22 protein-coding genes are annotated in these 25,111 nt (G+C 35.7%); all 22 read right to left on the bottom strand.

All coding sequences use genetic code 11. The features are described from left to right. Positions 1 to 54: 54 nt before the first annotated feature. Complete coding sequence (locus tag AC1Q8N_RS19840) at positions 55 to 525, bottom strand: sigma-70 family RNA polymerase sigma factor (protein WP_098642136.1); 471 nt, start codon at positions 523 to 525, stop codon at positions 55 to 57. Positions 526 to 743: 218 nt separating this feature from the next. Next, positions 744 to 1,424, bottom strand: coding sequence for a YknW family membrane protein (gene yknW, locus AC1Q8N_RS19835; RefSeq protein WP_000449616.1), 681 nt, complete (start codon positions 1,422 to 1,424; stop codon positions 744 to 746). Positions 1,425 to 1,440: 16 nt separating this feature from the next. After that, complete coding sequence (gene yknW / locus AC1Q8N_RS19830; protein WP_098075971.1) at positions 1,441 to 2,139, bottom strand: YknW family membrane protein; 699 nt, start codon at positions 2,137 to 2,139, stop codon at positions 1,441 to 1,443. 126 nt (positions 2,140 to 2,265) lie between these two features. Beyond that, a complete protein-coding gene (locus AC1Q8N_RS19825) occupies positions 2,266 to 3,468 on the bottom strand; it encodes an ABC transporter permease (RefSeq protein ID WP_000054368.1) in 1,203 nt (400 codons plus the stop codon). Next, positions 3,465 to 4,145 carry an ABC transporter ATP-binding protein gene (locus AC1Q8N_RS19820; protein ID WP_061673557.1) on the bottom strand — a complete coding sequence of 227 codons (681 nt, stop codon included), beginning with the start codon at positions 4,143 to 4,145 and terminating at the stop codon, positions 3,465 to 3,467. Before AC1Q8N_RS19820 ends, AC1Q8N_RS19825 begins: the two co-directional genes overlap by 4 nt. Next, positions 4,142 to 5,335, bottom strand: coding sequence for an efflux RND transporter periplasmic adaptor subunit (locus AC1Q8N_RS19815; protein ID WP_064460102.1), 1,194 nt, complete (start codon positions 5,333 to 5,335; stop codon positions 4,142 to 4,144). Before AC1Q8N_RS19815 ends, AC1Q8N_RS19820 begins: the two co-directional genes overlap by 4 nt. Positions 5,336 to 5,574: 239 nt before the next feature. Continuing rightward, positions 5,575 to 6,909, bottom strand: coding sequence for an MFS transporter (locus AC1Q8N_RS19810; protein ID WP_098633357.1), 1,335 nt, complete (start codon positions 6,907 to 6,909; stop codon positions 5,575 to 5,577). 19 nt (positions 6,910 to 6,928) lie between these two features. Continuing rightward, positions 6,929 to 7,963 (bottom strand): ABC transporter substrate-binding protein, encoded by a 1,035-nt coding sequence (locus tag AC1Q8N_RS19805; RefSeq protein ID WP_493521342.1) that lies wholly within the window; start codon positions 7,961 to 7,963, stop codon positions 6,929 to 6,931. Beyond that, positions 7,960 to 8,742 (bottom strand): DUF3919 family protein, encoded by a 783-nt coding sequence (locus tag AC1Q8N_RS19800; RefSeq protein ID WP_098048766.1) that lies wholly within the window; start codon positions 8,740 to 8,742, stop codon positions 7,960 to 7,962. The genes AC1Q8N_RS19805 and AC1Q8N_RS19800 overlap by 4 nt, the downstream gene beginning before the upstream one ends. A 66-nt stretch (positions 8,743 to 8,808) precedes the next feature. Next, the gene (locus tag AC1Q8N_RS19795) at positions 8,809 to 10,239 is read right to left on the bottom strand and encodes a HAMP domain-containing sensor histidine kinase (protein ID WP_098819855.1); all 1,431 of its coding nucleotides are present in this window, start codon (positions 10,237 to 10,239) and stop codon (positions 8,809 to 8,811) included. A gap of 11 nt (positions 10,240 to 10,250) precedes the next feature. Further along, positions 10,251 to 10,922 (bottom strand): response regulator transcription factor, encoded by a 672-nt coding sequence (locus AC1Q8N_RS19790; RefSeq protein WP_493521341.1) that lies wholly within the window; start codon positions 10,920 to 10,922, stop codon positions 10,251 to 10,253. Between the two features lie 121 nt (positions 10,923 to 11,043). Continuing rightward, positions 11,044 to 11,988, bottom strand: coding sequence for a mannose-6-phosphate isomerase, class I (gene manA, locus AC1Q8N_RS19785; protein WP_048542616.1), 945 nt, complete (start codon positions 11,986 to 11,988; stop codon positions 11,044 to 11,046). Positions 11,989 to 12,005: 17 nt separating this feature from the next. After that, positions 12,006 to 13,958, bottom strand: a complete 1,953-nt coding sequence (locus tag AC1Q8N_RS19780) for a fructose-specific PTS transporter subunit EIIC (RefSeq protein ID WP_493521340.1) — start codon at positions 13,956 to 13,958, stop codon at positions 12,006 to 12,008. Positions 13,959 to 14,102: 144 nt separating this feature from the next. Further along, complete coding sequence (locus AC1Q8N_RS19775) at positions 14,103 to 16,049, bottom strand: BglG family transcription antiterminator (RefSeq protein WP_493521339.1); 1,947 nt, start codon at positions 16,047 to 16,049, stop codon at positions 14,103 to 14,105. Between the two features lie 180 nt (positions 16,050 to 16,229). Next, entirely contained in the window at positions 16,230 to 17,222 is a 993-nt protein-coding gene (gene galE, locus AC1Q8N_RS19770; protein ID WP_493521338.1) for a UDP-glucose 4-epimerase GalE, read from the bottom strand. 89 nt (positions 17,223 to 17,311) lie between these two features. Next, on the bottom strand, positions 17,312 to 18,130 hold the full coding sequence (locus tag AC1Q8N_RS19765) for an SGNH/GDSL hydrolase family protein (RefSeq protein WP_493521337.1): 819 nt from the start codon (positions 18,128 to 18,130) through the stop codon (positions 17,312 to 17,314). A gap of 98 nt (positions 18,131 to 18,228) precedes the next feature. After that, positions 18,229 to 19,143, bottom strand: coding sequence for a polyisoprenyl-teichoic acid--peptidoglycan teichoic acid transferase TagU (gene tagU / locus AC1Q8N_RS19760; RefSeq protein WP_340421460.1), 915 nt, complete (start codon positions 19,141 to 19,143; stop codon positions 18,229 to 18,231). A gap of 103 nt (positions 19,144 to 19,246) precedes the next feature. Next, positions 19,247 to 20,191, bottom strand: a complete 945-nt coding sequence (manA, locus tag AC1Q8N_RS19755) for a mannose-6-phosphate isomerase, class I (RefSeq protein ID WP_493521336.1) — start codon at positions 20,189 to 20,191, stop codon at positions 19,247 to 19,249. A 31-nt stretch (positions 20,192 to 20,222) separates the two neighbouring features. After that, on the bottom strand, positions 20,223 to 21,290 hold the full coding sequence (locus AC1Q8N_RS19750) for a glycosyltransferase (RefSeq protein ID WP_340421458.1): 1,068 nt from the start codon (positions 21,288 to 21,290) through the stop codon (positions 20,223 to 20,225). A 41-nt stretch (positions 21,291 to 21,331) separates the two neighbouring features. Then, positions 21,332 to 22,717, bottom strand: coding sequence for a sugar phosphate nucleotidyltransferase (locus AC1Q8N_RS19745; protein ID WP_493521335.1), 1,386 nt, complete (start codon positions 22,715 to 22,717; stop codon positions 21,332 to 21,334). 49 nt (positions 22,718 to 22,766) lie between these two features. Further along, positions 22,767 to 24,002: a glycosyltransferase family 4 protein gene (locus AC1Q8N_RS19740; protein WP_340421456.1), complete on the bottom strand. Its 1,236-nt coding sequence runs from the start codon at positions 24,000 to 24,002 to the stop codon at positions 22,767 to 22,769. 14 nt (positions 24,003 to 24,016) lie between these two features. Continuing rightward, the gene (locus AC1Q8N_RS19735; RefSeq protein WP_120451016.1) at positions 24,017 to 25,111 is read right to left on the bottom strand and encodes a glycosyltransferase family 4 protein; all 1,095 of its coding nucleotides are present in this window, start codon (positions 25,109 to 25,111) and stop codon (positions 24,017 to 24,019) included.

Genomic DNA, 25,111 nt, shown 5'->3' with positions numbered 1-25,111 from the left:
AAAATAAATAGAATGGAAAGCAATATACTTTGCCTTCCATTCTTATGATACTATTTATTCTCTTAAGCTATTTCGCATTTTATCAAGTGCTTGCCGATACACCCATCTCACTTGATAATAAGTCATTTCCATCTCACTAGCGATCTCCCCCATCGTCTTCCCTACAAAAAAGCGTTCAAAAATAATGTACTTCTCCTTCTCATCTAACACACTCATAAAATCTTTCGCTTTCATTTCAATATCTTCAAAATGAAAGATATCCTCATACTCTCCTACATATACACACTTTTCTTGCACTGCAAACTCTTTCTTCAATCTTTCTAATATATAACCACGCACCGTTATAACTGCATATGCAGGAAAGCTTCCTTTCTCCGCATCATACCTTTCATATGCATACCAAAGACCAATTAAACCACATTGATAATACTCTTCATGATCTTGATAAATACCTAACTTCTTTATTTGATTTACAATCATACCTTCATACAAAACAACTGCCTCTTTAAAAGTTGCTGGTTTCACACAGTACCCACTTCTAAAAGGTATACCTCTTTGTTATTCCGCCGGTACCTCCACAATATAAAAATAAAGAAGTGATTTCACTGTGAGTAATTTCAAATACTATCGCCGAAATTTTAAATTACACGAAGTAGAATTTGAAATTCTGCTGGTCGTATTTGAAATAAGGGTAAAAATAAAAAAGGTGACTCCCGAGAGAGCCACCTTTTCATAAAAATATATTATGCGCCAAAACTGTTTCCTAAACCCTTTAAAAAACCTAACCCTATTGTTAGAATAAAGAAAATTACAATTAAAATTGTCGCTTGTTTCTTGCTTAAACCAGCCACAATATGTAACCCTAATCCTGTTAAAATTAAACTCCAAATATTAAAAATCTCAATTGAAGATGCAATGCCATTTAAAACTGTCCCTTTTTCAAATAAAGGAGCTAAACTTGTATAAGCATCCGTTCCATTTCCTTCAAAAATCAAACCTAATCCTACATTTAACAAGCTCCCAATGTAGAAAACAAGATTAGCGTATAAGTAAATAGATAATATCTTCATGTAAGGAGTATCATTGCCCATTAACATCATAATCACTTTATAGAAACCTGCTGCAATAAAGAGGCCGATAGGTGTTCCAAATAATCCGAAAAGTGCTCCGCCACCAAGTGCAAACCATTTTATCATTTCCCCATCTTGGCCATTCATTTCTTTTGCCACTTCTGGGGTATTAACCACTGATAAATAAAATACCGCAGCTGTCGTAACCGTCCCAATTAGAACAAATAAAAGGAAAGCTATCCAAACCGGACTTTTCGTCTTCATTCGCTCAAACTGTTCACCTGGAGATGTAATCATCCCTAATAATGACGGCTTTTTCGAATCTACATCTTGCGTATTAATATTCGTTTCCATTATAACGCCCCCTTATTTATACTGGCATATTTGGTAAAAATGCTGTAATTAACATAACAATCGCTGCTAAGAATAACGCTTTAATGATGAATAAAACGATAATTGGAATTGCTGCTTTCACTTTACTTACTCCCGCTGTAATTTGCAGTCCTAACCAAATTAAAACGATATTCCATAAATAGAATACTTCAATCGAACTCCCTATTCCATAAGCAACTGAACCTTGCTCAAATAGTGGTCCTAAGCTTGTATATGCAGTTGGTGCGACACCTAAAATTAAAGCTATACTACCATTAATAAATCCACCAATAATAACAACAATGTTCGCATATACAATAATCGTTACTAATTTTTTATAAGAGGTATCATTCCCATAGAACATCATAAATACTTTATAAATAGCTGCAACAACGAACGTTACCAACATACCCCCTATAGTACCAGACACAATGCTGGAAATAACATCGGACGTCAGTGAACTCTGTCCTGCAAATTCACCTAGTTCTTTTTTCACTTTCAACATCTCAGGTGACGTATTCGTAACGTATGTAGTAAAAGCACTTAACAGCCCTTGTAATAGCGCCATTAAGAAGAACATACCCCAAACTTTCTCGCTCGTCTTCATTCTCTCAAACTGTAAACTAGGAGAGGTAATCATTCCAAACAATGATGGCTTCTCTCCGCCAGCTTTTTGTGTATTCAAATTCGCTTCCATTATAACGCCTCCTTCTATTTATATAATCCGTTCTAGTGGGTGGTTCACTTCCTCACATGAGGCTACGAACCGCCCACTAGAACGGTAATGTATAGTAGAGAGCCCACTCTCTACTACACTACTAACTTATTCATAACGTAATGCTTCAATTGGATCTAACTTTGCAGCTTTGTTCGCTGGAATTAATCCGAAAATAATACCAAGTGTCATAGAGAATAGTACGCCTCCAACAACAACTTCCCATGAAACGAGTGGTGGCCATTTCGCAAATGTGGAAACGATATATGCCCCACCATATCCAAGACCAATTCCGATCAAACCACCTAGAAGCGTTAACATAACTGCTTCAATTAAAAACTGTAATAAAATTTTACTACGTGTTGCCCCAAGCGCTTTACGTATCCCAATTTCACGCGTACGCTCCGTTACAGATACAAGCATAATGTTCATAACACCAATACCACCAACGACTAATGAAATACCCGCGATACCACCGATAATCATCGTCATAATACCAGTTACTTTAGAAACATTTTCTTGGAATTCTTTTAAATTCACTAGTTCATATTTACCTGGAATTTCACTTGGCTTACGACTATTTAATACATCAACAGCTTGTTTCCCAGCTGCTTCTAAATCGTCTACATTTTTAGCTTGAATTGCGATATTTTGAATATCATCTGTTCCGAATAAAACAGGCCATAATGTAAGGGGGATTAACGCTTCTTCCATTTCAAATCCCATAAACTCATTATCAGATGTATACACACCGACAATCTGCATCGGTTGTCCTTTCATCTCAATAATTTGCCCAACTGGGTTTACGTCCTTAAATAACGTCTTTTCTGTTTTTGTACTAATCATCACAACGTTATTTGCATGAGAAATATCTGATTCATTTAAAGTACGTCCCTTTACGACCTTTACTTTATTAACCGCAAAATATTCATTATCAAGACCAATAACATTCAGATTTGCTTTTTTATCATTTACATCTAGTATCTCTGTCGTCGAATTTGTCGTAATAACATGTGAAACATCTTTCACTTGTTTTACTTCTAAAATATCCTCTTCCGTTAACTTCGGTATTTCAAATCCGCCTATAGCAAACTCATCATTCATATCTGGTTTAAATTGAATTGGCATAAGGTTATTACCACCAGAACCTGCGAATTTCGATTTCAGCATGGCTTCCCCGCCTTGCCCGATTGCAACGACAGTAATAATTGAACCGACCCCAATAATAATACCGAGCATCGTAAGCGCTGAACGCAGTTTATGAGCTAAAATAGAAGATAGGGCAATTTTTATACTATCTAGTAAACTCATACCGCACACCTTCTATCTTCTGTAATTTTCCCATCTCGCAGTACAATGCGGCGGGAAGAATACGCTGCTACTTCCTCTTCATGCGTAACCATAACAATCGTTGTACCTTCTGCATTAAGCTTCGTGAAAATATCCATAACTTGCTCACCGGACTTCGTATCAAGCGCGCCTGTAGGCTCATCGGCCATAATGAACGTTGGATTATTCGCAATCGATCTTGCAATCGCTACACGCTGCTTCTGTCCACCTGATAACTCATTCGGTAAATGGTGAACCCTGTCTGACAAACCGACTTTACCAAGCGCTTCTAGAGCCCTTTGGCGACGCTCTGCTTTCTTCACACCACCGTATACGAGCGGAAGTTCAACATTTTCTACTGCTGAAAGACGCGGCAGCAAATTAAAATGCTGAAACACAAAGCCAATATATTCATTACGAATTAAAGCAAGCTTTGACTCGTCTGCTGTTAAGATATTCACATCATTCAGCATATATTCGCCTTCTGTTGGACGATCTAAACAACCGATAATATTCATAAGCGTTGATTTACCAGAACCAGACGGTCCCATAATCGAAACGAACTCACCGCTTTGAATCGTTAAACTAATATCATGTAAGATCGGCACTGCCAACTTTCCTTGATAATACGTTTTAGCAATATTATTTAACGTAATCATTTCTCTTTCACTTCCATTCCGTCATACACGTCGTCGGAAGGATTTTTAACCACCTTTTGCCCCACTTTTGCGCCTTCAACAATCTCTGTCCAATCTCCATCAGTAGAACCTTTTTTCACATTTTGTTTACGAAGCTTCCCTTTCTCTTCAATATAAACAAATGCATCATCGCCTTTTTCTACAATGCTCTTAGTTGGAACAGCAATCATCGTCTTATTCTCTAAATTTACTTGCAGAGAAACGTGATAACCTGGAGATAAACCATCTTGACTATCAAGACTTGCTTTATATGTATATTGGGACATATTTTGAGTCGCTTCACCCATACCACCAGCTTGAGCCATCTCTGCACTCGTTGGGAATTCACTTACCTCTGTAATTTTACCTGTCCACTTCTTCTTACTATTTGCTTTCGCAGTGACAGTAAATGTTTGATCTGGTTGAATTTGTGACTTTTGAAGCTCAGTTAACGTCCCTTGCACTTGGAATGGATCTTTAGACGCCACTTGTAAAAATGCTTTCCCTTGACCGCCTAACGCTTGAGATGAACTTTGCGCCGCATCTTTATCTAACTTTTGAACGACACCAGTAAAATTACTATAAATCGTAAGCTCTTTCTGCTTTTTACTTAACTCTTCTTTCTGCAACTTCCCTTTTTCTTTCTCAAGATCAGTTGTCTTTTGCGCCATCTCTAACTCACTTACTTGCTCTTCCATCGGATCTGTTACTTCTTTCCCAGCTCCGCTATCTTTCACCTTCTTAATTTCTTTCTTGAGCGAATCAATCTTTTTCTTCCCTTGATCATAACGCATATCCGCCATCTTCTGATCAAGCTCAGCTTGCTTCATTTGCAAATTAATCTCTTCATTATCATAAGAGAATAACTTCGCACCTTTCTCAACCTCTTGTCCTTCTTTTACCTCAATATCTTTCACTTTTCCTTTAGTTGGATCTGCATAAAAACTTTCAATATTCCCAGGCTTCACCTGACCAGAAATTAACTTCGTATTATTAAGCTTTCGCTCCGTTACTTTCTCAAAGCTTACAGCATCAGCAGATGTTGATGCTCCCTTCTTCTTACCTTGCATAATAAAAATATTAACTGCTGCTACAATAACAATTAGTGCAATAACCCCGATAATAATCCATTTCTTCTTCTTGTTTGGAGTACGAACCGTATTTGGTATCATTTTCTCGCTCCCTTTATAACTTAATAGTTTAATATAAAAATTGTATAAAACTTTCTGAAAATAAATTACATATTATTACATTCTTTTTACAAAGTTTTACACATCCATTTATATTGTAACAAAAATTCCAATGATTAGAAATATGACATATTGTCTTTTAAGATAGATTTAAGGAAAGATTATATGAATATAAGAAAAGCCATCCAATATAACAACTGGATAGCTTTTTAGACAAAATATTATGCTACTTTAGTTTTTTTCCCCTCATGTCCACGTTGAACGATGAACAAGAAGATTGTTGATAAAATTGCACCTGTTAATAGTAAGATGAAGCAACCGTCCCAGCCAGAACGATCAACAATAACACCGATTGCTGCGTTTGCTACAAGACTTCCACCTACATAACCGAACAGACCACACATACCAACTGTCGTACCTACTGCAAATTTCGGTACTAATTCCATCGCACTTAAACCGATTAAGAACTGTGGTACATAAATTAAACAACCGATAATAGAAACTGCAATACTTACAACAAGTATGCTAGTTGCTTGCCAATATACAAACGTACCAATAACAACTCCGACCATACTAATGATACATAATGGCATACGTTTTCCTTTAAATAATTTATCACTTAAAAGACCAACGATTAATGAACTTGGAATTGCCATACCTTCAAAGATTGCGTATGCCGCGTGTGCTTCATTTTTTGAGAAGCCTTTAACTGTCGTTAAATAAAGCGGAACCCAGTTAATAACGCCGAAACGAATTAAATACACAAATGCATTTGCAATACATAAGAACCATACAAATTTATTTTTCACTACATACTTCATTAAAATTTCTTTTGGTGACATCTTGTTAGCATTATCTGCTTTTTCAAGATTTTCATAGTCATTACGATACTCATCAATTGGAGGAAGACCTTCTGATTCTGGTGTATCCTTCGCATTAATCCAAACAAGAACTGCAATTACCATTGCGATAATCGCAGGGAAAATAAACACGCCGCCTTGCCAATGATTTTCACCAAAAATAGCTACACCAATTCCGACAAGTGGTGGCACAAGCATTCCGCCAACGTTATGTGAAATATTCCAAATACCTGTTTTCGTACCGCGTTCTTTCTTCGAGAACCATTTCGTCATAACGATACTACAAGGGGGTGCTCCCATACCTTGTACAATACCGTTTAGAACAAGTAGTGTAACAATCATTCCAAATGACGATGCAAAACCGAAACAAATATTTACAAGTCCTGATAAGAATAAACCGACTGCGATAAAGCGCTGGGCGAAAGCTTTATCTGACAAATTCCCCATAAAGAACTTACTAAACCCATAAACAATTGCCATAATTGAACCTAGTAGTCCAATTTCAGCTGTACTAAACCCATATTCTTGTACTAAATACGTACTTGATAACGTAAAGTTACTACGAACTAAATAATAAGCAGCATACCCAACTGAAATTCCCATCAATACACGAATACGTAATAATTTGTATACTCGATCAATCATATCCGCTGGCAATCTCTCAATTGCAGGTGCTGGCTTAAGCCATTTAAACATATATTTTCGTCTCCTTTTCTCACTTCTGAGAGAGACGCTGTCTATTCCATATCTCGATTATTCCGCTATTTGATATATTTTTATTTGTTCTTCTAACCGGCTGTCCTTCTATTTCTTGCTCATTCTTCGCAAACATCGTTGGTACGCCAAACGAAACTTTTTCTAAAATGTGACCCGCTTCTTCTGATAAACAATAATCAATAAATAAATCCGCAATAATACCATTCGGTGCACGTTTTAGTTTCGAAATCGCATTAACAGATAACCCTGTTTGCTCAGGTACAATACTTACAATTGGAAAGCCTTGTTTTTGAAGCATTCTCTGATCTCCCATGAAATTGATGCCTATCATATACTCACCGCTTGCAACAAGTTCTGCCGGTATGTAACCATTCACCGTTACTTCACCAACTTGCCCTGCAAGGTTCTTCACATATTCCTTCGCTTCTACTTCACCTACAGTATCAATAAGTGATTGAAAAAACGTATATGCTGTTCCTGAGACATTTGGATTTGGCATTACAACCTTTCCCTTATATGCTGGATTTAATAAATCTTGCCACCTTGATGGATAAGGAAGTCCGAGCGGCGCTATTTCTTCATTCCACCGCTCTTTATTGATCGCAATTGCCAGCTTCTCCACTTCATAACCGTACCAATAACCGTCTTTATCTTTAACAGTTTTTGAAATACGGTTCGCATGCTGACTCATAACAGGAATAGATAGATTTTTTTGCTTCATCATTTGATGCGCGTCTACCGTACCACCAATAATAATATCTGCTTTCGGATTTCCAGCTTCCTCTTCTACCCTCCGAAGAAGCTCTTCCGTCGAAAGACGAATAAATTCATACGTACAGCCGCGTTGTTTACAAAATGATGAAAGCAAAGCTTCACCAACTTCCTCACGAGCTGCTACATACGCAACAAGATGACGATCATCCAAAACAGGGAGACCACTTTTATTATATTTAATAGAGGTTGTATCTCGAGAGCAACTAGACATCGCTCCTCCAATTACTAGCAAAAAGAAGAAAAAGGCTATCTTTCTCATGACACATTCTCCTTTACAAATAAATTTGCGAGGGAGCTTTTCATATACATAACATTCCCGTTATTATCGCCGAGATATTGCACAACAAAGTACGATGGATATACAGAAATAGTAAGAATGTCTTCCCGCTCATTCTTTATACGCTTCCTTGTTTTATAAGCGGTAATATAAGCAATCGGTTCATTCTGTGATTGTAATAATTTCTGTATTTCTCCGTAATCTGTAATTTGCTTTGCGTACCGGATCGAATCAAGTATGTGGGTAAGATTCATCGCACGTTCTACATCACCTTGGCGCACTATGACATCCTGCGCTGACGCAAAAAAATCACTAATACGTTCTGGTGTATAATACAGGCTTAACAAATACGTTTGAAATGCTGAAATCATTGGATCCGTACCATTCTTTCCGTACATATCAGCCCCGTACTGGAACAAGTCACCTACTGCAAAAGTACGTTTATTTCCATTCAAGTACGTTACTTCTCCAGTAAATACTTGTTCTTGATTCTTAGCTTCTCTCGGTTCTATTTGAATTCGGTCAAAGAATGAAACAATCGTATGCAAACGAACTTCATCCGTTATAACAATTTCTCCCCACTTTTCATGCCTAACCTTCATTTCAGTAGGCAGGGATTCATTCACTCTTTGTAAAACAGTTTGTTTGTCATTCACTATTGTGATCCGATTATATATTTGCTTCTCCATCACATAAAACAAAATAAGAGAAACAATTATACAAAGAACAAACATAAGAATTTGAAATGATAGCCTTTTCATTTCTGCCTACCTCCAAGATAAAAAAACGTTGTTTCGAAAATACCGCATAATTGTTTCATAAATGTATCATTTAACCGCTTTCAAGTTTTTTATGTCTTCCATCCGTCTCGGAAGCAAAAATGTAATAAATATTGTAGTACCAATCTCTTCACTACTCTCAATTCGCATACTTCCGCCCTGCTTATTCATAATCTCCTGACAAATATACAAACCGTAACCATTCCCGTAACTAGAAGGCAGTACCTTCCCTTCTGGTGATTCATTCCACTCTGCAAGCACACCTTCATCTATACCAATGCCATCATCATGAACAAAAACCTTTGCCTCGCATTCATTTACAATTACATTCATACGAATTTGTGTAGCATCGCTATATTTTATCGCATTATCAAGCACGTTTAAGAAAATCTGTTTCGTCTTATCGAAATCGGCAACGACATGTACATCGGTTAACTCATTTATCACTTCAATCTCAAATTTCTGCAGACGAGGTTTCACAATTGAAACTGCTTCTTCTGCTAATTCCTTTATGTTCACAACTGTAGGTGATACTTCAAACGTACTCGTCCCGTACTTTGAAGACTTAAGTAATTCCTCTACAAGTGATAATAAACGCTCACTCTCTACAGCCACATATCGCAGGCTCTCTTTTACATCTTCCTTCGCCTTTAACTTCGGAATTAAATCCACATAGCCAATAATCGCCGTTAACGGTGTTTTTAGCTCATGCGTAATGCGGTCTAAGAAATCTTTCTGCTTCTCTTTCTCCTCTTTCAATTGCTTAATATGCAGTTCAATTCCATCAGCCATCGCATTAAAAGATGCTGAAAGCTGAGCAATTTCCACATATTCATTTAGCTCAATCTTGCTTTTATAATCCCCATTCGCAAGCCGCTTTGCCATTTGTCTTAACTGATCAATCGGCTTATGAAGAGACTTTGCCAAACGAATTGCAAAGAAAATACCCGCAGCTACTAGACAAAGAGACGTCATTAAGAACGTCCAGCCAACATTTGTTAAAACTTCCTTCTCACCCGTTAACTCATTTATAAAACGAACACTTCCGATGACATCGTTTCCATAATAAACTGGGCTTGAAAACAAAAGAATTGGAGCTGGGTCTCCCTCTTCAAAAACATAAGACTTCTTCCCCTTCAAAGAGCTCTCAATATCAATGTTCCGATGAAGAAGTGCTCCTTTTTGCGTATCCGCAACAACATCTCCATTCTTCCCAATCATCTGTACACGTACATCCATGCGCTTCGCTAAATACGAAGCAATTAAAAGTGAATTCGGACCGAGCGTCTCTACCTCTGCTTCCTTCTCTAAATAATTCATCGTATAAATTTGTGCTTCTACACTTAATTTCTCTAAAGAATTTGCCGCGTTATGATACATATTCTTTTCTAACGTAATATAAACAACTGCGTACAAAAGAACAAAAATCGGGATTAACAGTCCCACTATTCCAAACACCATATTCCTTTTTAAAGACATACCATCACCACTTAACAATCTAGTTTATAGCCAACGCCATAAATTGTCTTAATATATTCCCCGCTATTCCCTAGCTTCTTCCGCAGTCTTTGCACCATAATATCAACCGCTCTCGTATTTCCGATATACTCAAACCCCCATACTTTCTCAAGTAACTCATCTCTCATAAATACACGCTGCGGATTGGAAACAAACAACTGACATAAATTAAACTCTCTGTACGTTAACTGAATTTCTTGTCCACTAACATGTACCTTTCTTTCCTTAGGACAAATCGTTATCTCTCCTGCCCCAATTACTTCATGACTTACCGTTACCTCTGCCTTCATCACACGCCGCGTCATATTCTTAATCCGAAGAATAAGCTCAGCATAATTAAATGGCTTCGTCACATAATCATCCGCACCAAGCTGCAGACCAAGCAATTTATCATTCATCTGACTCTTTGCAGTTAACATGAGCACTGGAATATCCCTATTCTGCTCACGAAACAAGCGAAGCAACTCATACCCATCTGTATCTGGAAGCATAACATCCAAAATCAGTACATCCGGCCCTTCATTCCATTTCGCTAAAGCTTCTCTTCCATCAGCCGCCGTGAGCACTTCATATCCTTCCATCTCAAGCTGCATCCGAATCAAATTACGAATACTCGATTCATCATCAACTACAAGTATTTTCATTATTCTCCTCCTTCCATCTCGTATTATAGTACAGTTTAGTATAGCAAAAATCATACAAAAAAAGAGAGGGTATTGTCGAACATATTTTGTCGACGATACTCTCTCCACTTATATTTTTCGCTTACACGCTCGCAATAATAAATTCAGCACGTCCTACAACTCTATATTCCCCAAAATCACTTGGCAATATGAGATGATCCCCTTGCTCAATTTGATACTTTTCAGTCCCATGTATTAGCTCTCCTTCTCCATCTATTACACTTAAGAGAAGAAATGGACTATTTTGTGTTAAGTTAACCGTCCCGTCTAATTCCCATTTTCTCACTGAAAAATAAGAGCACTCAATAAGTTTTGTTACATGTAAATCTTCTATTTCTTCATATTGTACAACTTGTTGTTTTGAAACAAATGGTGTTTCTATTACTTCCATACTTTTCTCAAGATGAAGTTCACGCAATTCCCCCTCTGAATCTCTTCTATTATAATCATATAATCGATAAGTAGTATCAGAGTTTTGTTGCGTTTCTAATATTAAAATACCTTCACCAATTGCATGAACTGTGCCGCTTGGAACAAAGAAGAAATCACCCGGTTTCACTTTTACACGTTGTAATAGCTTGTCCCACTCTTCTTGTTCAACCAGATTTACTAGTTCATTCTTTGTTTTTGCATGGTGCCCATAAATAATCTCAGCACCTTCTTTGCAATCGATGACATACCAGCATTCAGTCTTTCCTAGCTCACCATTTTCATTTATACGTGCATATTCATCATTCGGATGCACTTGAACAGATAAATCGCGATTTGCATCTAAAATTTTTGTAAGGAGAGGAAAGCGATCCCCCTCAATATCCCCAAATAATTCTCGATGATTATTCCACAATTGTCCTAAAGACAAGCCTTTATACTTTCCACTTTTCACTACACTTTGTCCATTTTGATGTGCTGCAAAAGCCCAACATTCTCCCGTTTGTTCTGATGGTATTTCATATCCGAAAGAAGTTAATTTCGTACCACCCCAAATTCTTTCTTTAAAAATGGGTGCAAAAAATAACGGTTCTGTCATGATTAAAATCCTCCATTTTATACGATGTCGTCTAATAATTTATGTGCTTCTTCTCTCGTTTGGACAGATATTAATCTCTCTCTGTAACTATCATCCATAAGTTTTCGTGAAAGCATTTGAAGAATCTTCAAATGTTCATTTCCTTCACTCTCTTTTGGAACTGCAATCATAAATACTAACTTTGCATCCGTTCCGTCTAAACTGTTCCAATCTACCCCCGATTGTTTAATCCCAAATACAACACTCGGTTTTTTTACTGCATCTGACTTTCCATGAGGAATCGCAATATTCATTCCAATACCTGTACTACTCTCTGCTTCGCGACTCATAATAGCTTGCTTAAACTCCGAATCAGAATGTAAAGCACCTACAGCATTTAATTTCCCAATCATTTCATCAATAATATCGTCACGTGTCTCTCCTGCTAAATGAATATCTATTAACTCCAGACTCGTTATATCTGTTAACTTCTGAATTTCAATCTTTTCATCTTTCTTTTCTATCACTTGCTCTTGAACTTCCGTTACTTCCTTTGTTGCTGAAACTTCTTTCATTTCTTTTAATTCCTGGACTTCTTCAACTTTCGAAATATCTTTCTTTAATACATTCACAATAACTGCTGTAACAAGAGAACCTGCAATAATAGCAACAAAGAACATAAATACGTTATCTACAGCTCCTAGTACCGCAACAATTGGTCCACCATGTGCTACTCTATCTCCTACGTTACCAATCATTGCAATAACTGCACCTGTCATAGAACCAGCCATAATACTTGGAATAACACGCAATGGATCCTGCGCTGCAAAAGGAATAGCCCCTTCTGTAATACCGAATAAGCCCATCGTAAATGAGGCTTTCCCCATTTCCTTTTCAGACTCTTGGAATTTTTTCTTTCCGATAAATGTAGCAAGTCCCATCCCGATTGGCGGTATACAAATTGCTGCTGCAATCGGTCCCATAATTTCATAATTTCCTTCTCCGATCATTGCCGAACCAAATAAGAATGCCACTTTATTTACTGGACCACCCATATCGAATGAAATCATTGCACCTAAGATTAATGCTAAAAGAATTGAACTTGAACCTTGCATACCAGCTAACCAAGCCGTTAACGATTCAAATACTTGTGCTACAGGAGCACCGATAATAAATACAAATGCTAAACCAACAATAAGTGATGTAAATACCGGAATAATAATAATCGGCATAATTGGTTGAATCGCTTTTGACACTTTTAACTTTTTAATCCCTAAAGCTACATAACCAGCTAAGAAACCTGCGATAATGCCGCCTAGGAAACCCGCTCCACTCTCACTACCATAAAAACTTCCCGTTGCTGCAATATATCCACCGATCATACCAGGAACAAGTCCAGGCTTATCAGCTATACTATACGCAATATAACCAGCTAAAATCGGAACCATAAATGCAAATGAAGCTCCACCTATTTGCTCAATTGTTTTCCAAAAAGAACCTTCTGGTATTACTAAACCACCAGGAGTTTTTTCGCCGCCAAGTGTTAATGCAATTGCAATTAACAATCCTCCTACAACAATGAAAGGAACCATGAATGATACGCCATTCATTAAATGGCGGTATATAGGATTTTGTTTTTTTCCTTGCGAGTCATCCCTTGCCTCTTTCACATCTGAATGATAAACAGGAACATTACCCTCTACTACTTTTTGAATGAGCTCCTCTGGTTTACGAATGCCATCTTTAACTCCTACAACTAGTACCTTTTTACCTATGAATCTATCTTTATTTACAGCACGATCCGCAGCTATAATGATGCCATCCGCTTCACGAATTTCTTGCTCAGTAAGTTCATTTTCAACACCTATACCACCTTGTGTTTCAACTTTCATTTGAATTCCTAATTTATCCGCTGCTTTTTGCAAGTTTTCTGCAGCCATATACGTATGGGCAATCCCATTTGGACACGATGTAATCGCTAGTACTTTCATTTTAATCCTCCTCAACCCTTATGTAAGCGCCTACAAATACTATATATCAATATTTGATTCATAAAAGTTTTCTTTTTTACCGTAACCTCCGGAAAAAACATTATTTTACCGAAGCAAATAAAAAAGTAAGGCTTCTCGCCTTACCTATTCATATCTTAAATAAGATAAAAACTTCATTATATTCTTTTCCTTTATAAGCTTCTGAACAAAAACAGGCTGTTCACTTATAAAAGACAACTCATGAAATAACTGTTTCGTAACTTCCTTACCATCACTCTTAACTGCTAACATAAATACAAGCGATACTTTCTCTACTCCCCAGTCTAGCGGCTCCTTAAGCGTAGCCACTGCAATTGCGGATTGTTTAATTAACTTAGGACTTCCGTGCGGAATGGCGACTCCTGCACCAATTGTCGTTGCTGACATTCTATCTCTAGCAATCGCACTTACAATATACTCTTTCTCTACATATCCCTTTTCATAAAGAGATCTCGCCAATCTTTCAATTAACTCGTAACGATGCTCTATTTCCTGTTGTAAAAAAACTAAAAAAGGAGTTGTATAATTCAATAAAACAAAGTCCTTATTTTCGTTAGATGGTAGTTCATCTAATTTCTTCATAAAATCCTCTAACTTACTTTCTTCACTCCGCTCTAATAAAGGAGATACAACAAAATGAGGAATCTTTAACTGTGGAAGATCTATCGTAGAAATAATAAGCTCTACCTTTTTATTTTTCATTAAGTATTCTTCCAAATCGGACTTTGCGATACAATCCATTACATGGACATGCCGGAATTTCCTTTCAATTTTTGTCCGTAATAATTGCGACATCCCTATCCCCATATGACAAACAATAATCACATTTTTTGATACCTTTTTATCATTCAAACGCTCTATTGCCGCCTGAAAATGTAAAGTAAGATAGGCTGCCTCTTCCTCAGGGATTTGTAAACTTAATGATGTATTAATATCATCTAGCTCATGAATTAACATATCAAACATATACGGATACATACGCTTAATTTCATGAAGCATCGGATTCGAGACAGAAAGATTATATTGCAAACGATTTAATGTAGTATACAGGTGCATCTGTAATCCCTCTACTAAAAATGTATCCTTATCGAAATCGATTTCATTCAACCTAGACATACGATCTATTAAATGCGATACAACTTGTGAAAGCACGGGGCTACCCACATTTAGCTTACTTTTTTCCCATTCATCTTGATAGCGAAACTTCCCACCTAAAATATGAATGGCTAAATAAGCTATCTCTTCTTCAGTAAAATGAACCGTAAAAACAAACTCTAACCTTGTTAAGAAATCCAATGTCCACCCATACTCTTTCGTCTCTCGCACAATGTTTAAATCATCTGTAGACATTGAAATTGGTTGTTTTAACTTCATCCTCCGCACCATGATTAACGTATGTAATAAAAGATTTTCTAACGTATCATCCGTAAAGAATATAGCGTATCTTTTTTGTAACGCTTTCAATTCAGTCATTACAAATTCAATTTCATGATACAAAAACTGCTCCTTAATAAATTGGTTCATTAATTCCCGATTATGAATTAAATCTGATAGTTTAGCTAATGCTTTCCTCTTATTTCTCTCATCGCCTTCTACCGTTAAGCCTACCCTCTGCTTTAAAATTAACTCTAATCCCAGTTCCTCAAGCCACTTTTCAATTCTATCTAAATCTTTCTTAACTGCAGCTCTATTAACAAAATACTGCTCAGCAAGCTCCTGCACCGTAACTGGCTTAACATTCATCAACAAACTATACGCTATTTGCAACACTCTCTCCTCGTCTGATGCATAGCTTACATTCTGTTTTACAGCATACAATTTATTAAACAAACTCGTCCTATCATAATCCTTAATTTCTAAACAGACACCTAAACCCGGCTTCCGAATAAGAAGTGCATCTGAATACTTCTCTAAATATTCCTCAATCACCTTAAAATCATTACGAATCGTCTTCTCCGAACAGCCTATCCTATCAGCAAGCTCCTGCACTAACAAATACTCATTAGACTCAGATAATAAAACTTGTAAAATTTCCTGTTGTCTTTTATTCATCTGCTTCACCTGTTTCTTCTATCCTTTGTACCCAATATGTTACTAACTTAGTGCATTTATCATAACATATCGGCAGGTTCATGAAATGTAAGATTCTATTGTTTGAAATTTATTCATTTTTACATAAACAAAAAAACCTCAAAAAGTAGTTAAAACTACTTTTTGAGGTTTAAAAAATTATTACTTCTCATACCCATTAGGTTTCTTCTGATGCCAATTCCAAGCATGCTCAATGATTGTCTTCACATTTACATACTTAGGATCCCAACCTAGCTTCACTTTCGCTTTCTGAGAAGAAGCAACTAGACGTGCTGGATCTCCTGCACGGCGTGGCGCTACCTCAGCAGGAATTTCATGATTTGTAACTTCACGAACTGCATCAACGATTTCTTTTACACTGAAACCATTACCATTTCCTAAGTTATAGAAATCACTCTCTCCGCCGTTCTGTAGGTCTTTAAGCCCTAAGAAGTGAGCTGCAACTAAATCTTCAACATGAATATAATCACGAATACAAGTACCATCTGGTGTATTATAATCCTCACCAAACATCATAATCTTCTCACGTTGACCTAACGCCACTTGCAGTACAAGAGGAATTAAATGAGTCTCTGGGCGGTGATCTTCCCCTATAATACCATTTGGAGTTGCACCAGCCACGTTAAAGTATCTGAAAATCTTATAACGTAAATTAGAAGCTTGGCTATACCAATGAAGCATCTTCTCGATTGCTAACTTCGTCTCTCCATACGTATTCGTTGGATTTGTCATCGTTTCCTCAGTAATAAGTTCTACATCTACCTCGCCATACGTTGCCGCAGTAGAAGAGAAAATAAACTTATCTACCTTAAACTCATCCATTACCTCTAATAAGCAAAGCGCGCCATACACATTATTATTATAATATTGAAGAGGCTTCTCCATACTAACTCCAACTAAAGAATCAGCTGCGAAATGCATAACCGCCTCAATACTCTCTTGTTTAAAAACATATCTTAAAAATGCTTTATCACGAAGATCTCCATTATAAAACTTCGCACCTTCCGTAATTGCATCCTCATGACCCGTTTGTAAGTTATCTACTACTACTACAGATAAACCTTCGTCTACTAATTTTTTCACAGCGTGAGAACCGATATAACCAGCTCCGCCGCAGATTAGAATTGAATTCATTGTCTTCCTCCTACATATATTAGGATTTATTATTCACTCTCTTATTATAAAAGGTATACGATTGCTCGTATACCTTTTGTGTACCTTTATTACTTAGCAACGAAATAATCCGTTACATATTGTGCCCAAACTTCATGCCCTTTAGCACTTGGGAAACCGAATTCTTCTGTTAAGTATGGTAGGATAGCCTTCGTTGATGCATCCGGCCATGCTCTCCAATGATCCACATATGTATAACCATTTTGCGTTGCAAATTGCTTTAACGCCTCAATCGCCTTCGGATAATTCTTCGCACCATACACTGGGTTTGGTGGTTGAATCATAATCGTAGCACCCTTTGCACTAGTAGAAAGTGCTTGAACAAATTTCTGCGTACTCGCAACAGAATTTCCATTACCAGTTTTACCATTGTCAGTAATAAATGGTGGCTCGAATAAAATCACATCTGGATTATCTTTCGCAATCTCTTTATCACGCTTATTTGCGATTAACTCTTCTGTGCTTTCACCCTTATATTCCTTTACCGTCACATTCCATAAACCTTTACCGTAAGCAGTCTCTAAATTAGCCGTTAACTTAGCTGCCCAAGCATCTTTTTCAGATGAAGAAGCTTCATCACCAACAATAACAAGATTTACTGCCTTCTTATCCTCAGCAGCTTTCTTTAACTTCTCTTTCACTGCATCTGGTAAATTCTTCGCATATGCTTCATTAAAAGATGACTTCGCATCTTGTTTTTTCTCTGTTTTCTTCGCTCCGCTATCTTTCACTTCAGACTTCGTGTTCGTTACTTCACTCGTCTGTCCCGTCGCATTTGCAATCTTCTTATTCCAGTACAATTTACCGCTCACAACCGAAGCGACAAACAATACAAAAATAACTAGGACAAGTACTGCTTTCTTATTCATCGATTCACCTCATCTATTAATCTCACAATATATAATACTAATATATATTCACGCAAAAATAAACCCAACTCCTACCAAAGGAGTTGGGTTATTACATATTACTTCGTCACTTCAAGATGCGCTCTTAACTTATTCGTAATATCTTGTTTCGCTGCATCTGGAACATAGTAGTACCAAATACCATCAGCGGCTTTGTGACCGTCACCTGGAATTTGGATTTCTTCACTGTTTTGCATGCAATCTTTATAGTTCTTTTGAATATCAAACATTTGATCTTGCGTTAAACTTGTTTTAACATTTTTCTCAATTGCTTTTAATACATCACCGTAACTTGCTAGAGAAGATACACTTGCACCTTTTTTAATTACCGCTTGGATAACTTGTCGTTGACGCATTTGGCGGCCGAAGTCACCGCGTGGGTCATTATATCTCATACGAGTATATTTTAGAGCTTGCTCCCCATTCAAGTGAGTATCTCCCTTTGAGAAATGCATACCTTCTTGTACAAATTCTAAATCATTATAAACATCAATTCCACCAACAGCATCTACAATGTCTCTAAAACCTTCCATATTAACTTCAATATAATGGTCAACTGGTACGTTTAAAAAGTTTTCTACTGTTTTTACAGACATATCAATCCCACCAAAAGCATAAGCGTGATTAATTTTGTCTTTCTTTCCTTTTCCAACAATTTCTGTGTAAGTATCACGTGGAATACTAGTAATCTTCATTGATTTTGTTTTAGGATTTAGTGTGAATAGCATTAATGAATCTGAACGCCCCTGATCTGCACCACGCTGATCAACACCCATCATTAAAATAGAAATAGGTTTTTTATCTGATACATCAACTTTTTCTGAACGTTTATCCGACTTATCACGATCTAATGGTTTATGCACTGCATCTAATGTATTTGACACATTAGAATACACATAGTATGCATATGCCCCTCCTGCAATTACCAGAAAACCTATTATACCCAAAATCCAAAATAAAATTTTCTTCTTCATATTTTTTACCTTCTTTATCAATATTTATAAATAACACAATAATTTTTCACTACCTCATTATATTACCTTAAGACTGACTAAAAATAAAAGAGAATTTATCATTCTACAAATGAGATACAATAGCGGCAATGGTCCCTTTTATAATAAAGTTTTCAATTGTTATTGGTAAAATAAAGTGATTACCCTTTTTAATAGAAAACTCGCCATCAATAGTGACCAATACGCCTTCCCCTTCAATTATACTCACTAATTGAAAGATTTCCCTTTGCTGAAATGATGCTTCCGCTTCAATTTCCCATTTATATACCGAGAAATATTCTTCATGCACATAAGTTGTAATTAACGCACCATTTCTCTCAATAATTTCTGGCTGAATGTGATAATCTTCATGTGGAATATTTGTAACCTGAATAGCTTTATCTAAATGCAATTCTCTTTTCTTACCATCCGCACCTATTCGATCATAATCATATACTCTATACGTAGTATCCGAACTTTGTTGTGTTTCTAATACTACTGTTCCTTCACATAAAGCATGGATTGTTCCACTTGGTACATAAAAGAAATCGCCTGGTTTAATAGAAACTTTACGAAGTAAATCATCCCAGTTCCCATCGTTAACCATCTCTTCAAATTCAGATTTTGTATAAGCATTATGGCCATATACTAATTGAGCATCTTCTTTACAATCAATAATATACCAACATTCTGTTTTCCCAAGCTCTCCATTCTCATAAACCTTTGCGAATTCATCATTTGGATGCACTTGTACAGATAGATTTTTATTAGCATCTAATATCTTTGTTAGTAATGGAAATTTATCTGATGAGCAATCTCCAAAAAGATGCTTTTCTTCTACCCATAATTCCCCAAGAGTTTTCCCCTCGTACAGGCCTCCCCTTACAACACTCATTCCATTCGGATGAGCTGAAATCCCCCAGCATTCTCCAATTGATTCACAGGATAAATCATAACCAAATTTCTGTAGTGATTTACCTCCCCAAATTCTTTCTTGAAGAATAGGTTGTAAAAATAACGGTGATTTCATTCTTGTATAAAACCTTCTTTCCTACTAAAAATTAAGATATAACAGATTCAAAAATGTGCGATACAACAGTATGAACCTCATTTTGATATATAGAACGCTCGGTATCCATGTACCTTCCAATATCTATACTCTGCAACTCTTCCCAAGTAATTAAGTTACATAACTTATTATCTTTTAGAAATCGGATCGTGTTTTGGTCCTCACTCATGCCTTTTCTATCAATAATTAATAACGGTTTATTTTGAAGAATCGCTTCACTAACAGTACCCCAACCTGCTTTTGAAATAATACAATCAGCTGCTGCTACATAATTTTGTGATTCCGTATAGTTCCTTTGGATTTTGTGCACATTATTATGTTCAATTTTCATATTATGAGACACGATAAAAACATATCTTTCATCATCCCAAAGTGGAAATGTAGTTATATCTCCTATATCAATTTTCATTCCTAATGGTATAAATATAATTTGTTTTTCACCTGTCGGATTTAAATTTGTCCTTAGCTTCTTTACTTCTAAGGGGTTAATTATTCTACTATAAAAATGAAACGGAGATGTATTTATCCTTGCAAAATTTTCTTCATTGCTTCCCGCTAACGTATAAAAGTAATCCATTTTTTTATACATATTTTTAAATACTTGAAGCGAATTATCCGGAATAATATTTTTATAAGCTGTATACCACGTGAAATTAGAAATACCTATAGACCGGACTCCCAACTTATCTGCTATTTCAAAAGCAATTGGTGAAATATCAGAAATAATACAATCCACAGAAAAAGCACTTAAAAAATCAATTTCATCATTAATCTTCTGTGGTAATTTCGCACAAAATTCTTCATACGACTGTTCCAAATTTTCTATATCTAAATTTAACGAATGCTCTTTTAGAATAAAACCAATATCAGTCTCCATATCATGAAAGATAACCCTATCTCCATACCCAGTTAATGATGTGCGAATAAATTGTAAGGCAAATGAATTACAAACAATAATCTGTACATCATTTCTTACACTCAACATCTCTCGAATAAGTGCAATACACCTTGTTGCATGTCCAAATCCATATTCTGAAACATAAAAAACAAATGTTTTCATAAATTTACCCTCAAAAAATAACAGCTAGAATATACTAGCTGTTACATAATTACTTGCGCTTGTGATTGATAATAATGTTTTAAAATATCGTCCCACTTTGTATACAAGCGAACGAAATCTGTATCCACTACTTCTTTCCCCGTTTGTACTTCAATAAATTCTAATTCACTCAATGCACGAATAGAGTGCTTTTTACCAGCCGGAATATGTACAATATCACCCGCCTTTACACGGCGAATATGATCTTCTAAAATAAGTTCTCCTTCACCACGAATAATTGTCCACACTTCATTCCTCAGATTATGGTAATGATAAGTAGAATTTTGATTTTCTTCTATACAAATTCTTTTTGTTACCATTTCTTCATTTTCATATTTTGCGTAATCTAGCACCTTTGACCATCCCCAAATGCGCTCTTCATACATCGGTGGTTGATTAAATGAACCAATTAAATCTTTAATTTTTGGACTAGAAGCCTTATCTGAGACTAAAATACCATCTGGACTCGCTGCAACAACAACATCAGAAAGTCCAACAACTGTTACTGGGACCTCTAATTCATTGACTACATGTGTATTTTGAGAGTCCTCACTAATTACACCTTTACCAATTTGGGTTGTAGCCATTTCTTCCGTTAATGTATTCCATGTCCCTAGGTCTTTCCAATATCCACTATAAGGTAAAGCAACAATATGATTTGCCTTTTCTACCACTTCATAATCAAAACTAATTTTGGGTAAATCACTATAATGCTTAGATAAATCATGGTATAAAATTGGAAGATTCTTTTCTTCCAAAATATTAATAAGATAACGTAGCTTGAAGGCAAATACGCCACAGTTCCATAAAGCCTTTTGTTCAATTAATGTTATGGCCTTTTCTTCACTAGGTTTTTCTGTAAAACGCGATACATTAAAATGTTCACATGCAGTAACTTCTTCAGTTGGTACAATATAACCATACTTAGAAGATGGATACGTGGGCTCGACTCCCATAAGCGCTAAATCAGCATCTGAATTTTGCAACGCTAGCTCTAAATCTTTTACTCTTTCAAAAAAACTATCTTCAACATATGGATCTACTGGTAATACAATAACCGTTTCATCTAAATTAGTATGTTGTTCAGAAAATAGAAAAGCACTAGCAAGAGCAATTGCCGGGAATGTGTCTCTACGCTCCGGTTCAACAATTAACGGAACGTTCATTCCTAATTGGTTATGAATCATCTCTGTTTGGGTTTTTGATGTAGCAATAACTGCCGATTCATTTAAACCAACTGATTTTAATTGTCCCCATACGCGTTGTACCATTGACTGACGCATACCTTCTTCGTTTTCTAAAACTTTTAGAAATTGCTTCGAACGAGTGTCATTTGATAGTGGCCATAAGCGTTTTCCAGAACCACCCGATAAAAGAATTAATTTCATTAATAATGACCTCCCAAAATATAAAAAGGACTATCTAACATAGTCCTTTTTATAGAGATTGTAAAACTTCATTGTATTTTTGAATTGAAGTTTCTTTTTTTAGATTCTGTTCTAAATAATCTCTTCCTCTTATACCCATTTCTTTTCTTTCCTGGTCTTTCATATTATAAAAATGCTTAATTGCTTCTATAATTCCATTGTAATCTTGAGGTTCAACTACAACACCACAGTCACTATTTGTTATTAATATTTCTGCTTCACTTTCCCTCTCTAGTACACCAAGAATTGGCTTTCCTGCAGCCATAACTCCGTAAATTTTACTAGGAACTGAAACACCCTTAATACCTTTTTGATTAACAACTAGGTGTATATCCGCAACATTTAAAGAGTATTTTATAAACTCTTTAGGCTGATATGGAAGGAATAGAACATTCTCTATTCCATTTTCCATCACAAAGGCGTTCATATTTTCCTTCATAGCTCCTTCGCCAATAAATAAAAATACTAAATCCTCATAATGACTAAATTCCTTAGTTATTTTAATTATATTTTCTAAATCATAAAATAACCCTATATTTCCTGAGTACATAACTATAAATTTATTGTCTAACTTATTTTCTTTAATAAACTGAGCTACCATAGGATTATCTTTACTTACTGGAACAATTTCACCTTCGTTAGTCCAGTTATTAATAACAGAATGATTTGGAACTTTTTTGCCATCAAATCGTTTTTCTAAAGTTTTAGCCATATCATTCCCTACAACTATAACGTGATCAGAATAACTACAATTTATTTTATCTATTTTTCTAGCAATATTAAAAATAAATTTTTTATTAGTATAACTTACTGCCTCAGCTTGTTCAGGATTAAAGTCCTGGATATTGTATACATGTTTTGATTTTTTGAAGAATTTCCCTATAGTACCAACTATTCCACCTAGGACCGGTGGTTGTGAAATAGTATAGATTATATCAACATTCCTTTGTTTTAATAATGCTATAGTAGCTAATGTGAAGTAAGATAAAATATATTTCACCCTACTCATTTTTGATTTTTTATCCACTTTAGGGACGCGAACGCGTACAATATTTATCTTCTCTAATTTATCTTCTTCGAAGATTTTTTTAGTCTTTATAGCCTCTCCAGCGTATCCTGGTTGAGCTGCAATTACTGTAATATCAAATTTATCTTGTAACTCTAAACAAAGTTCCGTCATTAATTGTCCCGTTGATGCAAAGTCTGGATAAAAGTAATTAATAACAAATACAATTTTCTTTTTCATACTTCAATTCCCTCTTAATTCCTATCAAGTATTTGTATGATCTTACCTATATATTGTTTCATTGTATATTCCCTTTGAAATCTTAACCTACTATTACTGGCATATCTATCTAATAAATCCTTATCATTGATGAGTTTTAAAATGCTCTGTTTTATTGACTCTATATTTCCTTGCTCAATTATAATCCCATTATCTTCCACTAAATCAGGGATGGCTCCTCTGTTTGTTGAAATAATAGGTAATCCCGCTGCCATACCTTCAATTATTGATATCGGCTGTCCCTCAATAGGATAATTAGATGGTAGTATCATTACATGTGATTTGAGTAACAATTCTTTTTTCTCTTGTCCTGTCACAATCCCCTTATATGTAATAAAAGCATTTAGATTTTTTTCTTCTATACATCTCCAAATCTCATTAAATTCTTCTTGGTCATGAATACCACCAGCTAAGTCAAGCTTTAATTTATATCCCTCTTTAGTCAAATCCATAACAGCCTTAACTAGCTCAATATATCCTTTTTCTTTCATAAGATTGCTCAAATATACAATTCTAAAATAATCATTTTTTTGATAGGTACTCTTCTCTTCCTCTTTTATGAAATTCTCATCTATTCCATTAGGAACTATTTCGACACACTTTACTAATCCTCTATAATTAGAAATAAGTGATTTTTCTAACACAATTCCCACACTAACATTTCCAAGCACCTTTTTAGCAAACCTAAATTCCCTATTAGATAAATTATCTAACACATGTCCTAAATTATTTCCGTGCAAGTGAGTAACTGTTTTTTGACAAAAATGGTTACCCAAAACTAACATGATTAAATCCCTTATTAACCCTAATTTTGTTTGAGATATTGACAAATACATAATATCAATTTTACTAAATAACAATATTTTAAATAACTTAACTATCAAAAATAGATCATTTAAGATTTTTCCTACAGAAAATTTCCCTGCTTTTTTTACATTTTTTCTATTTGTATCTAAAATATTCACATTATATTTACGCTTTATATCAGCCGACTGAATTATAGAATTAATTGCTACACTTTCGCCATGAATAGGCGGGGGCACTGGACCGATAACCAATATTTTTTTCAA

The sequence above is a fragment of the Bacillus sp. GW823-FHT06B01 genome, from assembly GCF_058952315.1.
Note: the sequence above shows the minus strand (reverse complement) of the source record. Positions and strands in the feature narration are given on the sequence as shown.